Source organism: Actinomyces sp. oral taxon 169, assembly GCF_013394715.1.
Lineage (GTDB): Bacteria > Actinomycetota > Actinomycetes > Actinomycetales > Actinomycetaceae > Actinomyces.
On the sequence record NZ_CP058259.1, the window covers coordinates 2,671,424 to 2,693,694 of the forward strand.

Consider the following 22,271-nt stretch of genomic DNA (forward strand, 5'->3'; position numbering starts at 1 on the left):
CCGGCCCGGAAGCCGACCGGGGTGCCGAAGAACTCGACTGGGTCACGTAGCACTCCTGATGTTGTAGGAAGGTCACAATCCGGCATCGGAAAGACACCTGAAGACAGGCACGAGAGTAGACGCATCAAGGCCGGCGACCTGGTATCTTTTGTTTATCGTCTTGTGACATAGACGGTCCCCCACCCACCCCCCTTGGCACAACCCCAGCATACCGGCCCTGACCTGCAACAACGCTGCCTGCTGGAAGAACCCTGAAAGGTCCCTCAGAGGCGCATTGACACCTCCATATCGTTGCGCACCTGTAACATACAGACATCTCAGAAACCTCTCGACTCCTCATCTTGCCCCTGCGATCTTGGCCACTTCCCACAAATAACGTCCGCAAGACTTAGTAGCATTCTAAAACGCTGCTGTTCACGACGTCCCGTCAGCACTAGCCGACCAGTTATTGCCCACCCACGATCATCCCTGCGGAGTCCACCTTGTCTAGTTCGACCCTGACACTGCCCCAGCGCGAGCAGCACCGGCGTCCCTCGACAGCAGCAGCCGACGCCACCTCCCCCACCGCTCCGCGCAGTCCTTGGGCACGCACGCGCCATGACCTCGTCATCTGGCTCGTCCTGTCCGACCTCTTCGCCGTCGCCGTCCCCTTCTGGCTCGCCCTCCTGGGCGGCCACCTGCCACTGGTCTGGTCCGCGACCACCGTGGGCATCACGATGGTGCTCATCGCCTGGTTCCTGGGAGCGCTCGGTATCGACGCCGTCGAGCAGGCCGGCCCCGGTACGGGCCGCTTCGTCGCCGCGGCCGCCGTGAGCGTCCCGGTGGCCCTGCTGCTGGCCGACCTGTCCGGAGTCGCCCGGACCACCCTGCTGGCCACTCTGGCGGCTCAGCTCCTCCTGGCCGTCACCGGACGCTCCATCGAGGCCGGGTGGCTGCGTCGCCGCCGCCTCGAGGGGCACGCCCTGCGTCGCACCCTCATCGTCATGGGCTCGGGCTCCCAGCCCATGCTCACCCAGCTGCGCCGCCACCCCATGGACGGCTTCCTCATCGTGGGCTACCTGTCCTCCGGGCAGGACCGGGCCTTCCACTCCGCTGAGCCCGTGCGCAGCCCCCAGCACATCGCCCAGACCCTGCACGCCGAGCGCATCGACGCCGTCATGACGGTCGGCTCGGTCATCCCCGAGGACCTGGTCACCCTCATGCGCGGACTGGAGGGCACCCAGGTGCGCCTCGTCGTCGCCCCCGGGCTGCAGGACGTCGTGCCCGGGCGCATGCGGGCCCTGACCGTCACGCACGGCTGGACCGGTCTCATCGCTGTCAAGACCCGCCGCACCCGCGCCGCGGGCAAGGCCCTGTTCGACCGGCTCGCCGGTGCCATCGGGCTGGCCCTCATCTCGCCGCTGCTGGCGGCCACCGCGCTCGCCATCCGCCTCGACTCCCCCGGTCCGGTCTTCTACACCCAGACCCGCGTGGGCCAGGACGGCAAGCCCTTCACCATGTGGAAGTTCCGCTCCATGTACATCGACTCCGACGCGCGCCGCGCCTCGGTGGTCAAGGCCGGCGGCGACGCCGGCAACGAGGTCATGTTCAAGGACCGTCAGGACCCGCGCATCACCCGCGTGGGCCGCTGGATCCGCCGCCTGTCGATTGACGAGCTCCCCCAGCTCATCAACGTCGTGCGCGGGGACATGAGCCTGGTGGGGCCCCGCCCCGCACTTCCCGTCGAGGTCGCCAAGTACGACGCCGAGGCACTGCGTCGTCTCCTGGTCAAGCCCGGGCTGACCGGCCTGTGGCAGATCTCCGGACGCTCGGACCTGTCCTGGGCCTCGACCGTGGCCCTCGACCGTCACTACGTGGAGAACCGGGGCGGAGCCCTGGACGCGAAGATCTTCGCCGGAACGCTGCGCGCGGTCATCGGCGGAAAGGGAGCCTACTGATGATTACCGGCTACGTCCCCGGCGGCTTCGACATGCTGCATGTGGGGCACCTCAACATCCTCACCGAGGCCGCCAAGCGCTGCGACCGCCTCATCGCGGGCGTCGCCACCGACGAGTCGCTGGAGCGGATGAAGGGACGCGGACCCATCGTGCCCCTGGCCGAGCGCATGGCCATGGTGGCCGCCCTGCGCATGGTGGACTCCGTGGTCCCCGACTATGACCAGGACAAGCGCCTGGCCTGGAAGCGCTCCCCCTTCGACGTGCTGTTCAAGGGCACTGACTGGGAGGGCACCGACAAGGGCCGCCGTCTGGAGGCCGAGATGGCCGAGGTCGGGGCCTCGGTGATCTACCTGCCCTACACACCCACCACCTCCTCGACGATGCTGCGCCGCACCCTCGTCCAGGAGGTCGCATCCCGTAGTCCCCAAGGGGCCAAGTGACCACTTCACGTAACGACTTCGAGACGCCCGACACCCCGTCGAGCGGCATCGACTCCGCCGCAGCCACCTCCGGTGCCGGTGACGGCGGAAGCAACCGATCCGACTCCGGCACCGCTCAGACCGAACCGTCCACCGCGGACCGTCCCGGTCTGCTCACCCGTGCCGCCGGTGCCCTGCGCCCCCGGCGGCGCAGCCGGGCCTCCCGGTCCGACGACGTCCAGGACGTCGGCTCGGGCCTGACCTCCGGCACCACCACCTCCCGGCTGGCCGCGACCTTCCGCATCCCCCAGTCGCGCGCCCAGCGGGTGCGGCTGCGCAAGCGCCTGTCGACGCTGGCCGCCGTCGTCTGCGTCATCGCCCTGGGAACGGCCGCCTGGCTCCACGAGGGCGTGGCCCAGGCCGACCTGCATCTCAATGACGGCGGCGTGTGGGTCACCTCCACCTCCAAGCACCTGGTGGCCCGCCTCAACTACCCCTCCCGCGAGGTCGACGGCGCGATCCGCACCTCCTCGTCCTCCTTCGACGTCACCCAGAACGCCGAGGACGTCCTGGTCCCCGACTCCGGCGACGCCTCCGTCTCCTCGGTCGACCCCTCCCAGGTCGCCTTCTCCGGGCGAACCCAGCTCACCAAGGGCGTGACCATCGCCCAGGGCGGGGACCGGGTCATGGCGGTCGACAAGGTCCAGGGCACCATCCGCGCCGCCAAGACCAAGGAGGCCGGCTCCCTGACCGCGGCCGCCCCCGTGGTCACCGGCATGCCCGACGTCGTGGCCGCCATCGGCAAGGACGGCGCCATCCACGCCGTCTCGGCCACCAGCAAGTCGCTGGTCTCCCTGGAGACCAGCGACAAGGGCTGGAAGGAGGCCACGAACACCTCCCTGAAGCTGACCGCCGGCACCGATCTGGCCATCACCGCCGTCGGCGACCAGCCCGTGGTCCTGGAGCGCGGCACCGGCATCCTCCACCTGCCCGAGGGCAAGTCCATCAGCCTGGGGACCTCGGGCCTGGTGCTCCAGCAGCCCGGCCCCGATGCCGACTCGGTCCTGGTCGCCTCCCGCAACGAGCTCATCTCCGTCCCCCTGGACGGGGGCAAGGTCACCAGGACGCCGTCGGCCAAGGAGGGCTCCGCCCCCGAGGGCGTGCCCGCCCAGCCGGTGCGCCTGGGCAAGTGCGTCTACGCGGCCTGGTCCGGCTCGGGCCAGTTCGTGCGCAGCTGCTCGGGACTGTTCGGCGGCGGCACCGACACCGCCCACGACGACAAGCTCGCCGCCTCCTCCGCCCCGGTCTTCAGGGTCAACCGCGATGCCATCGTGCTCAACGACCTGGACACAGGCTCGGTGTGGCTGCCCAACGAGGACCTCGTCCTCATCGACGACTGGACGGACAAGACCGCCCAGACCGACGACAACGCCGATCAGAAGGACGACTCGGCCAACACCTCGGACTCCCAGACCCCGCCGGAGCGCACCGAGGAGAACCATCCCCCCAAGGCGGTCGACGACAGCTTCGGCGTGCGCCCGGGCCGTTCCGCCCTCCTGCCGGTGCTGGCCAACGACTCCGATCCCGACGGCGACGTCCTCACCGCCACCCCCCAGGACAACGGAGGCTCGCTCAAGGCCACCAAGGCCCAGGGCGGACTGGCTCTGCGCATGGACGTTCCGGACAACGCCTCCGGCAGTTTCTCCGTGCCCTACACGGCCGACGACGGCCGCGGTATGAGCGACTCCGCCGTCGCCACCGTTGACGTCCACGGCTGGGACGTCAACGGCGCCCCGAAGCAGATCACCACCCCCACCCTGACCGTTGCCGAGAAGGCCTCCGGCTCCCTGGACGTGCTGGGCCACTGGCTGGACCCCGACGGGGACGACCTCTACCTGGTCTCCGCCCAGGGTGAGGGTCTGGACACCAAGGTCTCCAACGAGGGCACCGTCACGGTGCGCGAGCTGGGCGCCGGCACCGGTACCCGCGACCTGACCGTCACCGTCTCCGACGGCCGGGAGACCACCTCCGGCGTGGTCAAGGTCGACGTGCAGCCGGCCCAGTCGGCCAAGCCGATCGCCAATGCCGACCACGTGCGTGTCGTCGCCGGCTCCAAGGCCGTCGTCTCACCACTGGACAACGACACCTCCCCCTCCGGGGGGACCCTGCGCCTGGCCGCGGTGCAGGAGGCCCCGGCCGGGACCTCGATCAGCGTCGACCAGCAGGCCGGTGTCTTCACCTTCTCCACCGAGCCCAACGCCCAGGCCCAGACCTACTACCTCACCTACGACGTCATGGACGGGGCCAACACGGCCCAGGGCATCGTGCGCGTGGACGTCACGCCCAAGGCCGACGCCACCGTGCCCCCCGAGGTCGAGAACGACACCGCCCTGCTGCGCAACGGCGGCTCGACGACCATCGCCCCGCTCACCAACGACTTCGACCCCTCCGGGGGGATCCTGGTCCTGCAGTCGGTCAAGACCCCGCCGGACTCCGGGGTCACTGTCACGGTCGTGGACCACTCCCTGCTGCAGATCAGCGCGGCCAGCACCGTGCCGGCCAACCTGACGGTGGAGTACACGGTCACCAACGGCACCTCCAGCGCCACCGGGAAGGTCGCCATCGTCCCGGTGACCCAGTCCCAGCCCCAGCCGCCGGTGGTCACCAACGACACCGCCGTCGTGCGAGCCGGCGACGTCGTCACCGCCTCCGTCCTGGACAACGACTCCTCCCCCGCCGGTCTCAACCTGTCGGTGGACTCCCAGGTCAGCCTGGTGGGCGACGAGCTGGGCACCGCCTGGGTCAGCGAGAACACCGTGCGCTTCCGCGCCGGCAACCGGCCCGGCCGCACCTCCTACGCCTACACGGCCAAGGACGACCAGGGCCAGACCGCCTCGGGCGTCCTCACCGTGGAGGTGCGCGCCCAGGACGCCGAGCACAACTCCGCGCCCTCACCGCGCAACCTGGAGGCCCGCACCCTGGCCGGCTCGGCCACGAACATCACCGTGCCCCTGGACGGCATCGACCCCGACGGCGACTCGGTGAGCCTCGTGGGCCTCAATCAGGCTCCCTCCCTGGGCTCGGTGGAGATCAACTCCTCGTGGCTGACCTACACGCCCTCCGAGGGGGCCACCGGCACCGACACCTTCACCTACGTCGTCGAGGACCGCTTCGGGGCCCAGGCCACCGGCACGGTCCGGGTGGGCGTGGCCCAGGCATCACCGCTCAACGTGGCCCCGGTGGCCACCGACGACCTGGTCGTGGCCAAGCCCGGGCGCACCGTGGCCGTGGACGTGCTGTCCAACGACCTGGACACCGACGGCGACAGCCTGTCCCTGGAGGGCGACCCGGTCTCCAGCGACCCCTCCCTGGGCGTGTCCACCCGCGCCGGCCGCCTGGTGCTCGACCTGCCGGAGAAGGAGGGCAACCACTCGGTCACCTACACCGTCTCCGACGGACGCGGCGGCACCGACACCGGCACCGTCACCGTCCAGGTCTCGAGCAACGCCCCCCTGGCCAACCCGGTGGGCGTGGACGACTACGTCACCGTCGACCAGGTCGACGCCAACGGCAAGGTCACCGTCCCGGTCCTGGACAACGACAAGGACACCGACGGCTCGCCGTGGGACCTCAAGCTGTCCTCCTCCGACCCCGACGTCGAGGTGGGCAAGGACTCCCTGAGCCTCACGGTGGGCGAGACCCAGCGGCTCGTGCTCTACACGATCACCGACGCCGACGGGCTGACCGGCCACGCCGTCGTCGTGGTGCCGGCCCGCTCGGCCCTGCGGCCCCGCATCAACCCCTCGGCCGTGCCCGCCCGGGTGCTAGCGGACAAGACCACCGACATCAACCTGTCCTCCTACATCCTCACCCGTGAGGGCACCAAGCCCGTCATCACGGACACCTCCTCCATCCACATGGCCAAGGGCACTAAGGACGCCAAGGTCGCCTCGGGCGGGTCGGCGCTGTCCTTCACCCCCGACTCGGGCTTCACCGGGCAGACCTCGGTGACCTTCACCGTGGCCGACGGCACCGGCTCCGACGCCCTGAGCTCGACGCTCACGCTGCCGATCATCGTGGACTCCTCGACGAACCGGCCGCCGACCTTCACCCCCACCGAGATGACGGTTGCCCCCGGCGAGGGGGCCGTGACGGCCAACCTGGCCGCCATGGCCACCGACCCCGACCCGAGTGACAAGCTCTCCTTCCAGGCCGGTCCCGCCCCCGCGGGATTCGAGATCTCCCTGAGCGGCTCGACGCTGTCGGTCAAGGCCTCCGACAAGACCGCCGAGGGCACCACGGGCTCCATCCCGATCACGGTCTCCGACGGCGTCAACCCGCCGGTGAGCGCCTCCCTGCCGGTGCGGGTCAGTGCCTCCAACAAGCCCCTCATGACCACCGCCCCGATCAACCTGGAGTCCCGCAACGGCGAGGCGGTCAGCACCGACGTGTCCAAGGCGGTGAGCAACCCCTTCCCGGACAAGCCGATCACCCTGTCCGGCACCCCGACGATCACCTCCGGCCAAGGCTCGATCAGCGCCTCGGGAACGACCGTGACGATCACGCCCAACAACGGGTTCCACGGCACCATCACCGCGCAGTACAAGGTGCTGGACTCCACCGGCTCGGAGTCCCGGGCCGTCACCGGCACCATCACCGTCCAGGTCGGTGGGGTGGCGCCCGCAGCCCCCTCCGGGGTGAGCGTGACCCCCGTGGACGCCGACTCGGCGCGCGTGTCCTGGACCGACGGCTCCGCCAACGGCTCCCCCATCACCGGCTACAAGGTCAGTGTCAACGGCTCCGAGCAGTCCTGCTCGACCTCGAACTGCCTCATCAGTGGTCTGGCGCCCGGTCAGAGCTACAGCATCCAGGTCGTATCCACCAACAAGTACGGCGACTCCGAGGCCACGACGGTGTCCTACCAGCACAACGCCACCGCCAAGACCCCGGCTGCGCCCACGCTGACGGCCGGCTCGGGCAAGGTCACCGCCGCCTGGACCGAGGTGGACGACCCCTTCGGGGGCACGGCGACCTATGACGTGCGCCTTTCCGACGGCACCGTGCAGTCGGGCATCTCCGGGGGCTCGGCCTCCTTCGACGTCTCCCCGGGACGCGCCTACACCGCTCAGGTGCGCGCCAGGTCCAGCCAGGGGACGGTCTCGGAGTGGTCCTCCCCGTCCAACTCGGTGACGCCCTACGGCGAGCCCGGCACCCCCGGGACCCCCGTCATCACCCCCAACGGGGACACGGTCACCATCGGCTGGCAGGCCGCCAACGGCAACGGCAGCCCCGTGAGCTACACGCTGCACTACTCCAACGGGCACACCAGCGACTCCAAGAACGTGGGAGGGGCCACCTCCACCACGGTGTCGGTCTCGCGCGGAACCTGGACCTTCTGGGTCGAGGCCGACAACGGTCACGGCTCCAAGACCTCGGGCCAGGCCAGCTACACCTACAAGCCGACCCCGCTGACGCCGTCGACCCCCGCGGTCAAGGCCACCGGCAACAGCGGCGAGCTGTCCGTGAGCTCCTCACCCCGGGCCGGCAACGGCTGGAGCGTGGGCGAGCTGACGGTGGAGTACTCCGTGGACCAGGTCACCTGGACCAGCTCCTCGACCATCCGGGGACTGAACGACGGGCAGGCCTACACCGTCTACGCCCGCGCCAACGGCGGCGGGCAGTACTCCGACGTCGTCGCCTCCTCGCCGGTGGCGCCCTACGGTCCGCCGTCGGCTCCCTCGGTCAGCTGCGAGCTCACCGGGAAGAAGCAGAAGAAGGTCTCCTGCTCCTGGAGCCCCGGGGCCAACAACGGCGCCAGCGCCGAGTACGAGCAGACCGACGACGGCGGCAAGTCCGTGGAGGACGTCGAGATCGGTGACACCTATGACGGCAAGCTCAAGCGCGGCGAGTCGCTCACCTGGTGCGTGCGGGCCAGGACCAACGCCGGCACCTCCGAGTGGGGCTGCGACACCGTCACCCGGCCGTCCAAGCCCGACAACGATGATGACGACGACGATGACAAGAAGCAGGCCTACCCGGTCGGCACCGAGCAGCGGTTCTACGTGGACTACACGCAGAGGTGTCACCCCTTTGGCCCCTGGGGCACCTGCTTCCAGATGGTCTTCGACATCACCGGAAACCCCAACAGCACCGTCTCCTGCGGCTACTGGTACTGGGACACCTGGAACTGGCAGCCCGCCTGGAACGAGGAGGAGATCGCCCTCGATAAGAACGGCTACGCCCGGCACAAGTTCCCCCACAGGACGCCGAACTGGGACCAGACCATCACCTGCACCCAGCAATAACCGGTTCATTAACCGGATCGATGCCCAGTACGCAACATGTCACACACCCACTTCTCTCCACCCGAAGGATCATTGATTCCATGCCGATGACTCCCGAGAACGCGACATGGTTCGCTGACGCCTTCTCCACCATTGTCAACAACGTCAGTCAGGCGCTGCTCGACAAGGAGGACGTAATCAAGCTGGCCCTGACCACCATGCTCTCCGAGGGCCACCTCCTGCTCGAGGACGCCCCCGGCACCGGCAAGACCGCCCTGGCCCGGGCCCTGGCGGCCTCGGTGCAGGGGACGCACTCGCGCATCCAGTTCACCCCCGACCTGCTGCCCAGCGACATCACGGGCGTGACGATCTACGACCAGAAGACCGGCACCTGGGACTTCCACGCCGGCCCGATCTTCTCCTCCATCGTCCTGGCCGACGAGATCAACCGGGCCAGCCCCAAGACCCAGTCGGCCCTCCTGGAGGTCATGGAGGAGTCCCAGGTGACGGTCGACGGCGTGCGCCACACGACCGAGCGTCCCTTCATGGTCATCGCCACCCAGAACCCCATCGAGCAGGCCGGCACCTACCGCCTGCCCGAGGCCCAGCTCGACCGCTTCCTGATGAAGACCTCCGTGGGCTACCCCAACCGGGAGGCGCTCACCCGGATCCTGTCGAGCTCGGCCCATCCGGATCGCTCCAAGAGCCTGTCCGCGGTCGTGGCCTCCTCCGTGGTGGCCTCCATGGCCGACCTGGCCGCGGAGAACCACATCGAGAACTCGGTGCTGGACTACATCGGGGCGCTGGTGGAGGCCACGCGTGCAGCCGACGAGACCCGCATGGGCGTGTCCACCCGTGGCGCCATCGGCATGGCTCGGGCCGCCCGGGTGTGGGCGGCCTCCCAGGGCCGCAGTTACGTCCTGCCCGACGACGTCAAGGACCTCGCCGAGGTCGTGTGGGCCCACCGCCTGGTCATGGACCCCGACGCCGAGTTCACCGGCGCCACCGCCTCCGGCGTCATCACCGCCGCCCTGGCGCAGGTCCCCGCCCCCACGACGCGCGACTGAGCCGCATGACGCCTCAGACGACGTCGCAGAAACCTGCCCGCCAGGCCCGTCCGGGCTCGGCGGGCGGGTCCGGCGCATCCGCCTCCTCCACCGCAGCCCCCACGTCCTCGGGGGCGCCGGCCTCCGCGCAGCCCGCGGCACCGGCTGCGTCGTCGACCTCCACGAACGAGTCCCTGACCGCCAGGCCCTCGCAGTCCCGACTGGCCGCAGCGGCCGCGGTGGCGCTGCGGCCGCTGCGCTGGCTGCTGCACACCGTGACCCCGATCGGATGGGGCAGCCTGGTGCTGCTGGCGGCCTGCGGACTGACCGGGGCCGTCATGGGCTGGCAGGAGGCGTGGAGCGCCGCGGCCGCCGTCGGCATCGTCGCGGTGAGCGCATGGCTGTGGCTCATCCCCCGCCGCGGCTACTCGGTCAACCACAACCTGCTCGAGTCCCGCGTCACCGTGGGCGACCACGCCCTCATCCGCCTGACCGTCACCAACCCCCGTACCCGGCCGCTGCTGCCCTCGCGCATGGAGATGCCGGTGGGGCCGGGGCGCGCCGTCTTCGTCGTCCCCACCCTGACCCCCGGGGCCGTCCACGAGCGCGGCTTCGTCCTGCCCACGCAGCGCCGCGGCATCGTCACCGTCGGTCCGGTCCTGGCGGTCCAGCGCGACCCGGTGGGGCTGCTCCAGCGCGAGCGCTCCCTGAGCACCCCGCAGCACATCCACATCCACCCGCGCACCGTGCGCCTGGGCACAGTCCTGCACGGTGTCCTGCGGGACATCGAGGGCGCCGTCACCCAGGACCTGTCCAGCTCCGACGTCGCCTTCCACGCCCTGCGCGAGTACGTCCCCGGCGATGACCGGCGCAACGTCCACTGGCGCACCACGGCCCGCACCGGCCGGCTCATGGTGCGGCAGTTCGAGGAGACCCGCCGCTCCAGCCTGCTCGTCCTGCTGTCCACCCGCCACGACGACTACGCCGGTGAGGAGGACTTCGAGACCGCGGTGTCCATCGCCTGCTCGCTGGCCATGGACGCGATCCAGGACGGGCGCGAGGTCCGCTTCATCACCCAGATCGGGGCCCTGCCCACCTCCTCCGCCCTGCGGATGCTGGACACGTCCTGCCTGCTGAGCACCGGTGAGGACGACTACGGCTGCGACCTCCTGGTGCGACACGCCTGCACGGCGCACCCCGATGCCTCTATCGTCGTCCTCGTCACCGGCCAGCAGGTCGACCGCGCCGTGCTGGCCCGGGCCCGCGGCTTCGCCCCGCTGCCCATGGTGACCGTTGCCCTGCGCGCCGGCCAGCGCGGTCTGTCGCGCCACCACGCCGGAACGATGCCGGTCGTGGACATGGACCGTCTTGAGCAGCTTCCCACCGCCCTGAGGCGAGCACTATGACCCCCACGACAACCCTCACCACCACATCCCCCCGCACCGCGGGCTCCCCGATCTCGGGCGCCTCGCCGGCCGGGGCGCCCTCTCCGGCCGAGGCCCCCTCGCAGGTCACCGCTGCGCCCTCCGGAGGCTCGGACGGGTCGCCCTCCTCCTGGTCGACGGCGACGTCGTCGCGCACGCGCAGCCTCTACAGCAACGAGACGACTCGTCAGGCCCGCTCGATCACCGGCGCCGGACCGCTCCTGTCGCGCCCCTCTCGGCCGGCGCTCTCCGCCCGCCGCTTCCTGCCTCCCCGGCGCGGCGCCAAGCCGCCCACGCCGGCGGCCGCCGCCCTCGAGCTGGTCCTCATGGCCGGGATCCTCGCCATCGGCGCGGTCCCCTTCCTGCCGATCTTCGCCTCCGTGGTCGGTTGCCTCGCCGTCGGCTACGGCGCGCTCATCGGCGCCCTGACCTCCATGCTCTGCTCGCGCCTGCGCCTGTCGGTGCTGCCGAGCATGGCGGCCCTGGCGCTGGTCCACGTCCTGGTGGCCCCGTGGCTGCTGACCGACGTCGGCTCCGGGACCGCGGCGATCAAGACGGTGCTGGGCTCCACGATCACCGTGTGGCGCGACGCCTTGACCGTGCCGATGCCGCTGAGCTCCTTCAGCGGCATGACGGTGCTGCCCTGGATGACCGGGCTGGTGGTCTCGGCGCTGGCGACCCGCCTCATCCTGGCGGGCCGTGAGGTCCTGGCCGGCCTGACCCTGACCTGCCTGCCCGCCGTCGGCATCGGCTGGGGCGGGCAGGAGACCGTGCGCCCGACCGTGCTGGGCGTCCTGTTCGTCGTCGGGATCCTGGCCCTGTGGACCTGCGGCTCCCTGCGGCAGCGGCGCAGCCACGTCGTCGAGGCCCTGGACCTGAGCTCCTTCTCGACAACCTCGGGCGCCACGAGCGCCCGCTCCACCGGGGACCTGGGGCGGGCGGCCCTGCGCGGAACGGTCATCGCCGCCGTGCTGCTGCTGGTCACCTCCCTGGCCGCCATGGTCCTCACCCCCGCCGCCCCCGCCTCCCGGACGGTGGTGCGCGACCTGTTCCAGCCGCCGCTGGACGTGACCGAGTACGCCAGCCCCCTGTCCCTGGTGCGCACCCTGGAGACGGACAAGGCCCACACCCGGCTCATGAAGCCGATCAATCTGCCCTCGGGGGGACGCATCCGCATCGCCGCCCTGGACTCCTACGACGGTCTGTCGGCCCACATCGGTCAGAACGAGAACGGCCAGTCGCGCTTCGAGCGCATCGGCGACAAGACCCAGCTGACGGCCAACCGGCTCGACGGACGCAAGCAGACCTCCTCCCTGACCATCGAGGACTACAGCTTCCCCTGGGTGCCCACCATGCCCGAGACGATCCGCATCGAGTCCTCCGGGCCGCGTCAGTCGGCCCTGCGCGAGGGCATGTACTACGACAAGTTCTCCTCCACCGGGATCGCCACCAGCGGCCTGGCCTCGGGTGACGTCCTCACCGAGCGGGTCGCCCCCTACACCGCGCCCTCCGAGGCCGCCCTCAACAAGGCCTCGCTGGCGCAGACCTCGCTGGGACCGGTCGAGCAGGTACCGTCGTCAGTGGCCTCCCTGGCCAAGGAGATCGTCGGGGCCGAGTCCAACCCCATCGCGCAGGTCCGGGCGCTTCAGCAGCGCCTGCGCACGAGCTACTACTCCGACGGCACCAAGAGCCCCTCCCAGCCCGGGCACGGGGCCGCCCGCATCGCCTCCATGGTGGAGGCCGACTCCCTCATCGGCGACGACGAGCAGTACTCGGTGCTCATGATGCTCATGTGCCGCTCGCTCAACATCCCGGCCCGCGTCGTCATGGGCTTCGACCCGGCCACTGACGGCGACGCCAAGACCGTCACCGGCGAGGACGTCAAGGCCTGGGTGGAGATCCCCTTCGAGGGACTGGGCTGGGTGTCCTTCGACGTCACGCCGGACCGCGACCAGGTTCCCCAGCAGCAGACCACCCAGAAGGTCTCCAACCCCGAGCCCAACGTCCTCCAGCCCCCGCTGCCCAATGAGGACCCGGCCCAGCTGCCCCCCAACTACGAGGACCCGCAGCGCGACGACCCCCAGGACAAGGACAAGGGCGGTCTGCCGACGGCGGTCATCGCCGTCGGAGGCTCCGTCCTGGCGATCGCGATGATCGTGGGCTCGGTCCTGGGGTGGAAGGCCTGGCGGCGCCGACGCCGACGCGCACGCACCGGCGTCGGCAAGGCCCTGGGAGCCTGGGAGGAGATTCTTGACCGGGCCCGCGACCTGGGGCGCTACCCCGGGTGGGGGGCCACTCGGAGGGAGGCAGCCGCGCAGCTGGCCCCTCACTTCCCGCAGGTCGATCTGCCTCGATTCGCCGGAGCAGTTGACACCCAGGTCTTCAGCTCCGGGGAGCCGCCATCGTACGCTCTAGGGGAGTTGTGGGAATCCTCAGATGCGATCGTCCGCTGCATGGGGGCGGACCGCTCGCGCCTGGGACGGGTATGGGCCCGTTTGTCCCCGCGCTCCCTCGTCCATCCCGCCGACAGGCGGTCACGTCGACCCAGGAGGTTGCGGTCATGACGATCACTGCTGACGCCCGTAGCAGCGCCTCGACCGCTGCGGGCCGACCGACGTCCTCCCGTCCGTCCGATGACGCGCCGCGCACCGACGTCGTCAGTCCGTACGGCATGGCGCCGAGCGCCCCCGGTGATCCGCACGGCGGAGCGCAGACGGCCGACTCCCGGGGCCCGGAGCCCAACGCGGCCCGGGCCGGCGCGCACACGCCCTCAGCTGTGCATCGCCGCCTCCCCCCGGCCCTGGTGCGGGCACGTGTCGTCGCCGGGGTCATCGACCTCGTCATCGGTTCGCTTCTGGTCGGGGGCCTGACCACGGTCATCTGGCAGGTGGGCGGCCGCCCGGCCCTGACCAGCGGGCTCATCGCCTTCGGTCTGGTCGTCGGGGCACGCTGGCTGGCCATCGCCGCCACCGGCTGGTCCCTGGGCGGGCGCCTGCTCAGGATCCGCATGCTGGGGGCCCGCAACCAGACCCCCTCACCACTGGGCTCGTTCCTCCACGCCGATCTCATCCTGGCCGTCAGCATCACCACGCTCGGCCTGGGCACCATCGCGCTCATGCGCACGGCGGCCGCCGACCCCGAGGGGCGCGGCTGGCACGACAAGCTCTCCGGGATGGCGCTGCTCAACGCCCGCAGGCCGAGGCGTCCCGCACGACCTGCTCCCTCAGAGGCCGGGTCGGCACACCGCCCAGCCACCGAGCCCGCCTCCCTCGGCCCCCGGGCCGACGCCGGTGCCGTGGCGCCGGAGGAGCCCGAGACGTCCTCCGCTCAGGACATCGGTGAGGCCTGGGACGCCGCCAGGCGCGCGTCTCTCTCCTCCCCCGCCGAGCGCAGCGCCGCGGGCCAGGAACCCGCCGCGGAACTGTCCACTCAGGCCCCCGAGGAGTCAGGCGAGTCCGCCCCCCGCACTCGGCCCTCCGAGCGAGCCGAGCGCAAAACCGAGAAGAAGGCGGGCAAGACGGCACGGGGCAAGAAGCCCAGGAAACGCGGCCCCCGTCCGGGCTCGACGCGCGCCAGGGCCGGCCAGGAGACGGCACAGGAGACCCAGCAGGCCGCCACCGCGGGCGCCCAGAGCGCCACCGAGGCCGGCATCACCGACTCCTCCGGCAGGAACGCGCACCCGACGACGTCGGATCCGGTCTCCTCCTCGATCCGTCGGCCCCGTCCGGCCCGGCCCGCGCGCCATGCCGGTCGCGCCCTGAAGGCCGGTTCCCCCGATGGCTACGCGCCTGTGGTCTCAGGAGGCTCCGCCGCGGGCCAGGCCGCGAGCACGGATGCCGCAACGATCGCAGCCGCGCCTCAGGTCAGCGTCAAGGCCACCAAGGCGGCGACCGTGTCATCGTCCGCCTCCGCGAAGTCGGCGGCGGAGGCCGGTCCGGCCATTGTGGACACCGACGCCGAGGCCGTCGCCGTCGCTTCGGCCACCCCCATGGATCCTCAGGCATCCGCTGCCATGGCCGCGGCCCGGGCCGACTCACGGCCGGCCGTGGCAGGAGCATCGATACCCTCGACGGGGCCGGCCGACGAGGACACCGTCTCAACCGCCCCCGAGGCAGCGGAGGACGCCGCTCCCCCGGCTCACCAGCACACGGAGCCGGCACCGCTCGCCCCCGCCGAGGCCACCGAGCCGGAGGCGGACGACGCCGCCCCGGCCGCATCATCGCAGCCGGCCGGCCCAGCACCGACCGAGGAGACGGCCGAAGAAACGGCAGGGGAAGCTGAGGAGGCGGTTGACGAGCACGCCGTGGAACCGGTCGAGGAACCGGCTGCGGACGTCGAGGAACCATCCGGCGAGCCGTCCGAGGCGGACGCCGAGGAGCCGCCGGCGGCCGCATCGTCCGACTCCGACGACGCCCCGACGCAGCAGCCCTCGCAGACGGAATCCGAAACCGCTACGCTCGACATCGTGGAGGACGCGCCGTCTCAGTCCACGGATGCCACCGACGGCCAGGGTGACGAGGCCGAGAAGCCCTCGTCCCACGCGCCGCCCTCATATCAGCACCCGGCCGATCAGCAGCAGTCCGAAGCGACGACGCCCTCAGCGGAATCCTCCAAAACTGCTGCCGATTCCGAGGCATCAGAGTCCTCCACGTCGCACGATGCGACTTCCACACCACAAGTCCCGCGCTCGAAAGCCACAAAACCCGTAACATCACAAACGATGGAACCACGACACGCCCACGCCCAGCGCTGGAGGATTCAGCCCGGTCACACCGGCAAGAAGACCTCCGGCTCGTCTGCTGCACCCGCCGAGGATCAGCGAGAGTCGGTGTCACAGCCCGGCGTTCCTCGTCGCGAGAGCCTCTTCGCCTCCGATCGGCAGCGCTTCGCTGCCGGAGCAGGCCCCGTCCCGGAGGTGGCGCACACCTTCGACACCTCCAGCATCCTGCCCTCAGGGGACCGCAACACGCAGGCCCTCATCGACTCGGTGCCCTGGTCCTCGGTTCCCACCTCGGTCGATGCCGCCACGGTGGACTCCCTGCCGGAAGGAGTCATCGTCTCCGACGACGGCCTGCCGCAGCAGCCGAAGACGGTTTCGGCGCCTGCGCAGCACGCGTCCCCGATGGACCTGACCAACCCGGCCACCGTTCCCGGTGGTGTGCCGGCATCCTCCGAGGGGAACACACACCCGACCGTGCGCAGTCACCGCAGCCACGCTCGGACCTCTGCCGGCAGCGCGGCGAGCGCGGCCGCCTCCGAGGCGAGCTCCGCACGCCGGTCCCACGCCTCGCACCGCTTCTCGGGGCCGGGTATCCCCTCGCCCGCGGATGAACGCGCCGTCCCCGGTGAGTCCCGCAGCGATGCCCCCGCCGCGGAGGCCGGCGCCACTCGTCACGAGCGCTCCGCCTCCGTCCAGGCGCCGGCGCAGCCTCACACCGGCACGTCCAGGCACGGTGCCGGCAGCAAGCCGGGGGCGGCCGCACCTGCCTCCGCTGCCCCCGCTGCGGGCGTCTCTCTGCCCCCACTCACCCCGGTTCCCGCCGCAAGCGCCCAGACCGCCACACCGTCGCTGCCGTCGGCCTCCTCGGCCACCCCGGCCCTATCGGTGCGTCTTGTCCCGCTGCTGGGCGGCAACCCGATCGTTATCCACGAGCCCACGGTGGTGGGCCGCGACCCCGACAACATCTCGGCCTACCCCGGGGCGGAGCGCGTGGCTCTCGACGATCCCACACGCTCGGTGTCCAAGACGCACGCGGCGATCTTCCCGCTGCTGGACGGGGTGTGGGTCACCGACCTGCACTCCACCAACGGGACGCGGGTGGAGTACCGCGACGGGCGCACCGTCGAGGCCGTACCGGACAAGGCACTGTCCGCCCTGGAGGGCAGCACGATCTTCTTCGGCCGCATCGCCTTCAAGGTGGAGGTCGTCTGAGCTCTGTACCGGTTCCCTCAAGCGCTGGGGCCCGAACTCCTGTCCAGGAGTGCGGGCCCCAGTGGTTATGGGTCTCGACGGCGCTCACTCAACGACGCCTCGAGCGTGATCCTCTCTCGGGGCGTGACCTCAGGGAGTGTCAACGCAGGCGGTCTTGGCCGGCGATGCCTTACCGTCCGAGCGCACCGCGGTGACCTCCAGGCAGGTGCGCGCCGGCTGGGCGTTGACGGTGACCTCGTTGGTGCGGGTGGAGTCCACCTCGGTCTCCTCGTCAGGCAGCTTGACCCGGTAGAGGTAGCTGCCGGACCAGTTCGTCTCCGGCTCACCCCAGCTGAACTTCACCGTGCCGTCTCCCTGAGCCTCACCGACGATGTCGCCCACCATGGGCACCGAGGCCTGCAGGGGGTTGGCATCGGGCTGCGGGGCGATCGTGGCAATGGGGTTGTTGGGCTTCTTCTGCTTGTCCTGGTTCTGGGAGACGACGATCGCGGCGACGACGGCGGCGACCATGGCCACGACCAGCAGACCGGTCAGTACGGCCCGCATGCGGTTGGGGCGGCTCGACTCACCGGCCTCCGAGTCCGACGACGAGCCCTTGTCCTCGCTGTCGGGCTCCACCCGCATAGCGATGTGCTCGCTGGTGACGTCGACCTGGTTGAAGACCCCCATCTTCGTGGCGGTATCGGCCTCGTCGGGGTTGGGGCGCCGGGCGGACTTCGCGGCCTTGTCCGGCTCCTGGAACAGGTCGACCGTCGTGATCGGCAGGTCGAGCTCGGCCTGGACCTGCTGGAGTGCCCGGGCGAAGGCCAGCGCCGTCGGGTAGCGCGAGTCCGGGTTCTTGTCCATCGCCACCGACAGCACGCGGTGCAATGACGGCGGGGCGTCCTGACGCCCCAGCGGCGGCAGGGGGTCCTTGACGATACGGCGCGAGAGTTCGTAGACGTCCGGGATGCCGTCGGTCTCGAAGGGGCTGCGCCCCGTGAGCATCGCGAAGGTGGTCGCGCCCAGGGAGTAGATGTCGGAGGCCGGATTGGCCGAGCGCATCCCCACCAGCTGCTCGGGGGGAGCCCAGGGCACGCTCATCCCCCGCAGCTCCTCGGCCCCCTCCGGGCCGCTCATGGCGGAGATGCCGAAGTCGGAGAGCACCGGACGGCGGTAGGTGGTGAACAGGATGTTGGCGGGCTTGATGTCCCGGTGGACGATGCCGGCCCGGTGAGCGGTCTCCACCGCTCCGGCGATCTGAATCGCCGTGGACAGGGTCTCAGCGACATTGAGGGGACCCTGGCGCAAGATGGCGCCCAGCTGCGGCGGCGGGCAGTACTCCATGACCAGGAAGGGGTGGCCATCGGCGGAGACGCCCGCGCCGTAGATGGACAGGATGGCCGGGTGGGAGGAGACCCGCGCCATGAGGTTCGCCTCCGACTCGAAGCGGGAGGCGGTCTTGTCCTCCACGTCAGCGTTCATGACCTTGACCGCGACCTCGCGGCGGGGCATGTGCTGCTCGAAGAGGTAGACCGTGGAGTAGCCTCCCGCTCCGAGTCTCTCCAGGTACGTGAACCCGGAGATGACCGGAGGCGGTCCCTTGTGATCCAGCATCAGGGGAGGTTCTCAAAGGCGAGGGTCTGGCCATCGCCGAGGTCGAGGACGTCTCCACTGCGCAGGAGCACCGGATTCGCCGAGGACAGGCGCACGGGCGCCTCGTTCTGGCGGTTGAGAACAGTGCCATTGCAGTTGCCCAGGTCCTGGGCCAGAACGCTCCACGCATCCAGGTCGATGAGGATGTGGTTGCGGGAGACGAGCTGGTTGGGGCTGGCGACAGTCAGCGGACGGAGGGGGACCTCCGCGACGCTGGCGATGTCGTCGGCCACAGGGTTGCGACCCACCAGGAGGGGACGGTTGAGCTCGATGCTCTCGCCGCCGGAGGTGACCACGCGCCCCAGAGGAGGGCAGGCCACCGACTTGGCCGGACGGTTGAGCTCAGCTCCGCAGACGCGGCACACGGTGTAGTTCGTGGGGTTGGGGTGGCCCTGGGGGCACACCGCCGACAGCACGATCCGGATGGCGTCGGGTTCGCTGGGAGAGCTCGCCGAGACCGGGGACGCCGGGCTGGTGGGCCCGGTTCCCACGAGGGAGACGAGCTCGCCGACCAGGTCCTCGGGCAGACCGTTGATGGTCTGTCCGTCGTGGTCCCCGCGACCGAGCTCGGCAGTCGCCGGCTCGCCGCCGGAGGGCTGCACGAACTCGACCATTGCGGCATCCACGGCCGCGGATTCGGGCGACTCGACAACCTCCGCCGACTGGCTCGGCTCCAGGGGACCGAGCCCCTGGTTGAGCAGCTCGGCGCGCAGCTCCTGGGAGAGGTCGTCGGGCAGACTGTTGATGGTCTGTCCGTCGTGGTCCCCGGAGCGTACGGGCTCTTCCTCGGCGTGCGCCTGCGCGGCGGCCTCGGCAACAGCAGTGGCCTCCGCGACCACGGCGGCCTCGGCGGCCTCAACGGGCACGAAGTCGGCCGGGGTCTGGGCGACCTCGGTGACCTCGGCGGCAGCGTCCTTGATACCAGCAGCCTCAAGATCCTCGCTCGACGGGGGCGGAGGGGGCGGGATCATGGCCTCTGCCTCCTGAGCGGAGGGGATCGGCAGGGCCGGGATATCGAAGACGGGGGCGATCAGCAGATCCTCATCGGAGGTCTCCGGTGAGGACTCTGTGGCGACCTCGACGGCCTCAGGGGTCTGGGCGTCCGGGGTCTCGTCGGGAGTCTCGGAGGACTCGGGCAGCTCGGGCGACGGCGTCACCTCAGTCGCCTCAGGGGCCTCGGAGATGCCGGCCACGACGGCCAGCAGGTCAGCGGGTCCCTCGGAGTCGGCGATCAGGGCCGACTCCTCAGCAGCATCGGAGTCCTCAGCGGAGTCCTCCGACTGACCGGCAGCTTCAGCGGCCTCGGCGCTCTCGAGGGACGCGGCGAGCTCGGCACCATCGAGGGCCTGCTGCTCGGCGTTGTCCTGCGCGATCTCGATGAGGTCGTCGACGGCGTCGGCGGATTCAGCGGCCTCGGCAGGCGCCCCTTCAGACGAGTCGTCCTGCTCCGAGTGGTCCGACGAGGCGGACTGACGGTGCGAGGCGCGACGCGATGCCCGACGGGAGGACCGAGAGGTCCTCACGGCAGCAGCGGGGGTTCCGGCGGAACCGGCAGAAGCGGTGGAGTAGTCAGGACCAGCCGGGTCAGGGTCATCGTCGTCGGAGTCACCGGACCCCTTCGACGATGCACGGCTGGGGGACGGGGTCCCGCTCGACTTCTCCGATCCACGGAGCACCAGGTGGCCGGTGCTCACGACGGCGTCGACCGCCGGGCGGCGCACCTGTCCGGCGCCGTCGGGCGCGCTGACGATGACCGAGTTGGGGGCGGTCACCGTCGTCTCGAACCAGGTGGTGACCGCGGAGGCGTCCAGCGCCTTGCCGTCGACCTCCATCTGCGGGGCACCGCGCAGCGCCACATGGAAGACGTCCTCGGGCGCCGAGACGGCGAGCACGAAGTCCGGGATCGCACCCAGACGTCCGCCCATCCCCATCACGAGCTCATCCAGGGCCCGCGTCAGCGAGGCCTCCTCACTGCGCAGCAGCCGCCACAGGCGCTCGGTGAGGTCCTGCGGCACCGACGGGGGCAGGATCATCACAGCACGTGGCGTGACCACGCCTGTCCACGAACCCTCGGTCCACCAGACCTCGTTGTTCGCGCTGCTGTTCGGGCTGTTTGTCATCATTTTTCTCCTCAACGGACGATACAGACACCGTCACCCAAGTATGCCTGCCGTCCCCGGTGCACGTACTCCGGTCGGCCGGGTGAGAGTCGGTGAACGCCCTCCTCGTCCTCGATGTGGGTTCCGTTCGTCGAGCCCAGATCTGTGACGAGTACCCCATCCGAAGCGGGCACGAACAGGGCGTGCGTCTTGGACACGGAGTCCTCCGAACGGAGCACCGCGACGAGCTGCGCATCGGGGTGGGACTCGATCGGGGCCGGCCGGCGCCCGAGAACAATCGGCCCCAGAACTGGGATTACTGAGCCCTCAACCACCAGGGAGCAGGCCGTCACCGAGGTCGGCCTGGCGCTGAGAAGAACCGTTCCGGCCAGTCGGTCGAACCAGGTGCGCTGTTCAGCACGCCATAGTGAGAGGATCCACAACACCAGGGGGGCCAGACCTGCGGTTGCCACCAAAGAGAGGCCTAAAAATGCGACGTAAATCACCGCAGAGCGTCCAGGGGGACCGTTGGTGTCCGCTACCCTCCGCAGCCGGACCCCCGTCACCAGCCCGCCGGGTGTGGCGCCTGTCATTGCCATCATGGCAGTCATCACAGCAATAAGCAGCACAACCGCCCCGACAGCGAATAAGATTCCACAGCAGCGCTCCGTGACGGCACACAGTGCGATGATGAGCCCCGCATCCACCAGCACGCGGACCACACGTCGGCGTGCGGATGCAGGCATAATTGTCGTATGTCGCTCTCGGGTCCTCATAGGACAGACATGGTAGGCGCCCGGCCCACTGCCTCGCAGTCGGACGAGGTCTCGGAAGGAACACACAGTGCAGATCGCGGTCACTCCTGATCCCCAGCGATGGGTGATCATCCCGCCCTTCCCACCGCCGGGATGGGCGCGGGAGGAGGCCAGGCACCGCAGCGCCCACCTGGGAGTGACCGGGCCGCAGTGGCGCTCCGAGCTGGAGTCCCTGCTCAACGAGCTGCAGGCCATGGAGCGCCAGGGCCGCTTCGCCCGTCTCATGCATATCGACGACGTCGCCCACCCGCCCTTCGTCATCGACCTCAGCCTGGAGATCGCCAAGGATGACGGCTCCAAGGAGGGACGCCGCGCCACCCAGCGCCAGATCGTCGCTGCGCTCCTGCCCGAGGCCGAGCTGGTGCGCCTGCGGCCGGGCCCGGACATGGTGGGGTTCTCCGCCTTCTACGAGTCCAACGGCCCCACCCAGGGCGTCGTCGTCCTGAGGCTGGCGGGACTGCCCACGGTCCCGGTGGACCTGGTCATGCGCCTGTGGGGCGCCGCCGCTGAGGATATCGCCCCCAACCTGGATCATCTCGTCGAGCTGGCCCGCCAGGTCGCCCCCGTCGTCTGATCGGCGCAGACGGCCCGGGCGTTCGTGCGCAACGACGTCACCGCTGACCTCCCCGATCCCTCTCCCCGAGCCCCGTTCTCTCCCCACCGCTTCCAGCGACGAGGCA

At 70.4% G+C, this 22,271-nt stretch carries 11 protein-coding genes; 8 read left to right on the forward strand and 3 right to left on the reverse strand.

Annotated elements, in window-relative coordinates; all coding sequences use genetic code 11:
- Positions 1–482: 482 nt before the first annotated feature.
- From HW274_RS11240 to HW274_RS11270, 7 genes are all read left to right on the forward strand, one after another.
- Entirely contained in the window at positions 483–1,937 is a 1,455-nt protein-coding gene (locus tag HW274_RS11240) for a sugar transferase (protein ID WP_003787575.1), read from the forward strand.
- The gene (locus HW274_RS11245) at positions 1,937–2,377 is read left to right on the forward strand and encodes an adenylyltransferase/cytidyltransferase family protein (RefSeq protein ID WP_021606967.1); all 441 of its coding nucleotides are present in this window, start codon (positions 1,937–1,939) and stop codon (positions 2,375–2,377) included. The genes HW274_RS11240 and HW274_RS11245 overlap by 1 nt, the downstream gene beginning before the upstream one ends.
- Positions 2,374–8,661, forward strand: a complete 6,288-nt coding sequence (locus tag HW274_RS11250) for an Ig-like domain-containing protein (RefSeq protein WP_081376294.1) — start codon at positions 2,374–2,376, stop codon at positions 8,659–8,661. The genes HW274_RS11245 and HW274_RS11250 overlap by 4 nt, the downstream gene beginning before the upstream one ends.
- Positions 8,662–8,741: 80 nt before the next feature.
- Positions 8,742–9,707 carry a MoxR family ATPase gene (locus tag HW274_RS11255; protein WP_075254965.1) on the forward strand — a complete coding sequence of 322 codons (966 nt, stop codon included), beginning with the start codon at positions 8,742–8,744 and terminating at the stop codon, positions 9,705–9,707.
- A 5-nt stretch (positions 9,708–9,712) separates the two neighbouring features.
- On the forward strand, positions 9,713–11,092 hold the full coding sequence (locus tag HW274_RS11260) for a DUF58 domain-containing protein (RefSeq protein ID WP_075254964.1): 1,380 nt from the start codon (positions 9,713–9,715) through the stop codon (positions 11,090–11,092).
- Positions 11,089–13,674 carry a transglutaminase family protein gene (locus HW274_RS11265; RefSeq protein ID WP_185988822.1) on the forward strand — a complete coding sequence of 862 codons (2,586 nt, stop codon included), beginning with the start codon at positions 11,089–11,091 and terminating at the stop codon, positions 13,672–13,674. The genes HW274_RS11260 and HW274_RS11265 overlap by 4 nt, the downstream gene beginning before the upstream one ends.
- On the forward strand, positions 13,671–17,042 hold the full coding sequence (locus HW274_RS11270) for an RDD family protein (protein ID WP_185988823.1): 3,372 nt from the start codon (positions 13,671–13,673) through the stop codon (positions 17,040–17,042). Before HW274_RS11265 ends, HW274_RS11270 begins: the two co-directional genes overlap by 4 nt.
- Before the next feature lie 129 nt (positions 17,043–17,171).
- On the opposite strand, the gene HW274_RS11275 is transcribed toward HW274_RS11270, so the two are convergent.
- The 3 genes from HW274_RS11275 to HW274_RS11285 are packed head-to-tail and all read right to left on the reverse strand — an operon-like array spanning position 17,172 to position 21,663.
- Positions 17,172–18,638, reverse strand: a complete 1,467-nt coding sequence (locus HW274_RS11275; RefSeq protein ID WP_185988824.1) for a serine/threonine-protein kinase — start codon at positions 18,636–18,638, stop codon at positions 17,172–17,174.
- The gene (locus HW274_RS11280; protein ID WP_185988825.1) at positions 18,638–20,800 is read right to left on the reverse strand and encodes an FHA domain-containing protein; all 2,163 of its coding nucleotides are present in this window, start codon (positions 20,798–20,800) and stop codon (positions 18,638–18,640) included. The genes HW274_RS11275 and HW274_RS11280 overlap by 1 nt, the downstream gene beginning before the upstream one ends.
- A gap of 8 nt (positions 20,801–20,808) precedes the next feature.
- On the reverse strand, positions 20,809–21,663 hold the full coding sequence (locus HW274_RS11285) for an FHA domain-containing protein (RefSeq protein ID WP_313902159.1): 855 nt from the start codon (positions 21,661–21,663) through the stop codon (positions 20,809–20,811).
- On the opposite strand from HW274_RS11285, the gene HW274_RS11290 reads away from it, so the two are divergent.
- Positions 21,620–22,165, forward strand: a complete 546-nt coding sequence (locus HW274_RS11290; protein ID WP_003780678.1) for a hypothetical protein — start codon at positions 21,620–21,622, stop codon at positions 22,163–22,165. The genes HW274_RS11285 and HW274_RS11290 overlap by 44 nt on opposite strands.
- Positions 22,166–22,271 lie beyond the last annotated feature (106 nt).

What these genes read in the sequence shown, in the direction of transcription:
- HW274_RS11280 (WP_185988825.1), bottom strand. Translation starts at nt 20,800, where the DNA reads ATGATGACAAACAGCCCGAACAGCAGCGCGAACAACGAGGTCTGGTGG.
- HW274_RS11255 (WP_075254965.1), top strand. Translation starts at nt 8,742, where the DNA reads ATGCCGATGACTCCCGAGAACGCGACATGGTTCGCTGACGCCTTCTCC.
- HW274_RS11270 (WP_185988823.1), top strand. Translation starts at nt 13,671, where the DNA reads ATGACGATCACTGCTGACGCCCGTAGCAGCGCCTCGACCGCTGCGGGC.
- HW274_RS11275 (WP_185988824.1), bottom strand. Translation starts at nt 18,638, where the DNA reads ATGCTGGATCACAAGGGACCGCCTCCGGTCATCTCCGGGTTCACGTAC.
- HW274_RS11285 (WP_313902159.1), bottom strand. Translation starts at nt 21,663, where the DNA reads ATGATCACCCATCGCTGGGGATCAGGAGTGACCGCGATCTGCACTGTG.
- HW274_RS11245 (WP_021606967.1), top strand. Translation starts at nt 1,937, where the DNA reads ATGATTACCGGCTACGTCCCCGGCGGCTTCGACATGCTGCATGTGGGG.
- HW274_RS11260 (WP_075254964.1), top strand. Translation starts at nt 9,713, where the DNA reads ATGACGCCTCAGACGACGTCGCAGAAACCTGCCCGCCAGGCCCGTCCG.
- HW274_RS11265 (WP_185988822.1), top strand. Translation starts at nt 11,089, where the DNA reads ATGACCCCCACGACAACCCTCACCACCACATCCCCCCGCACCGCGGGC.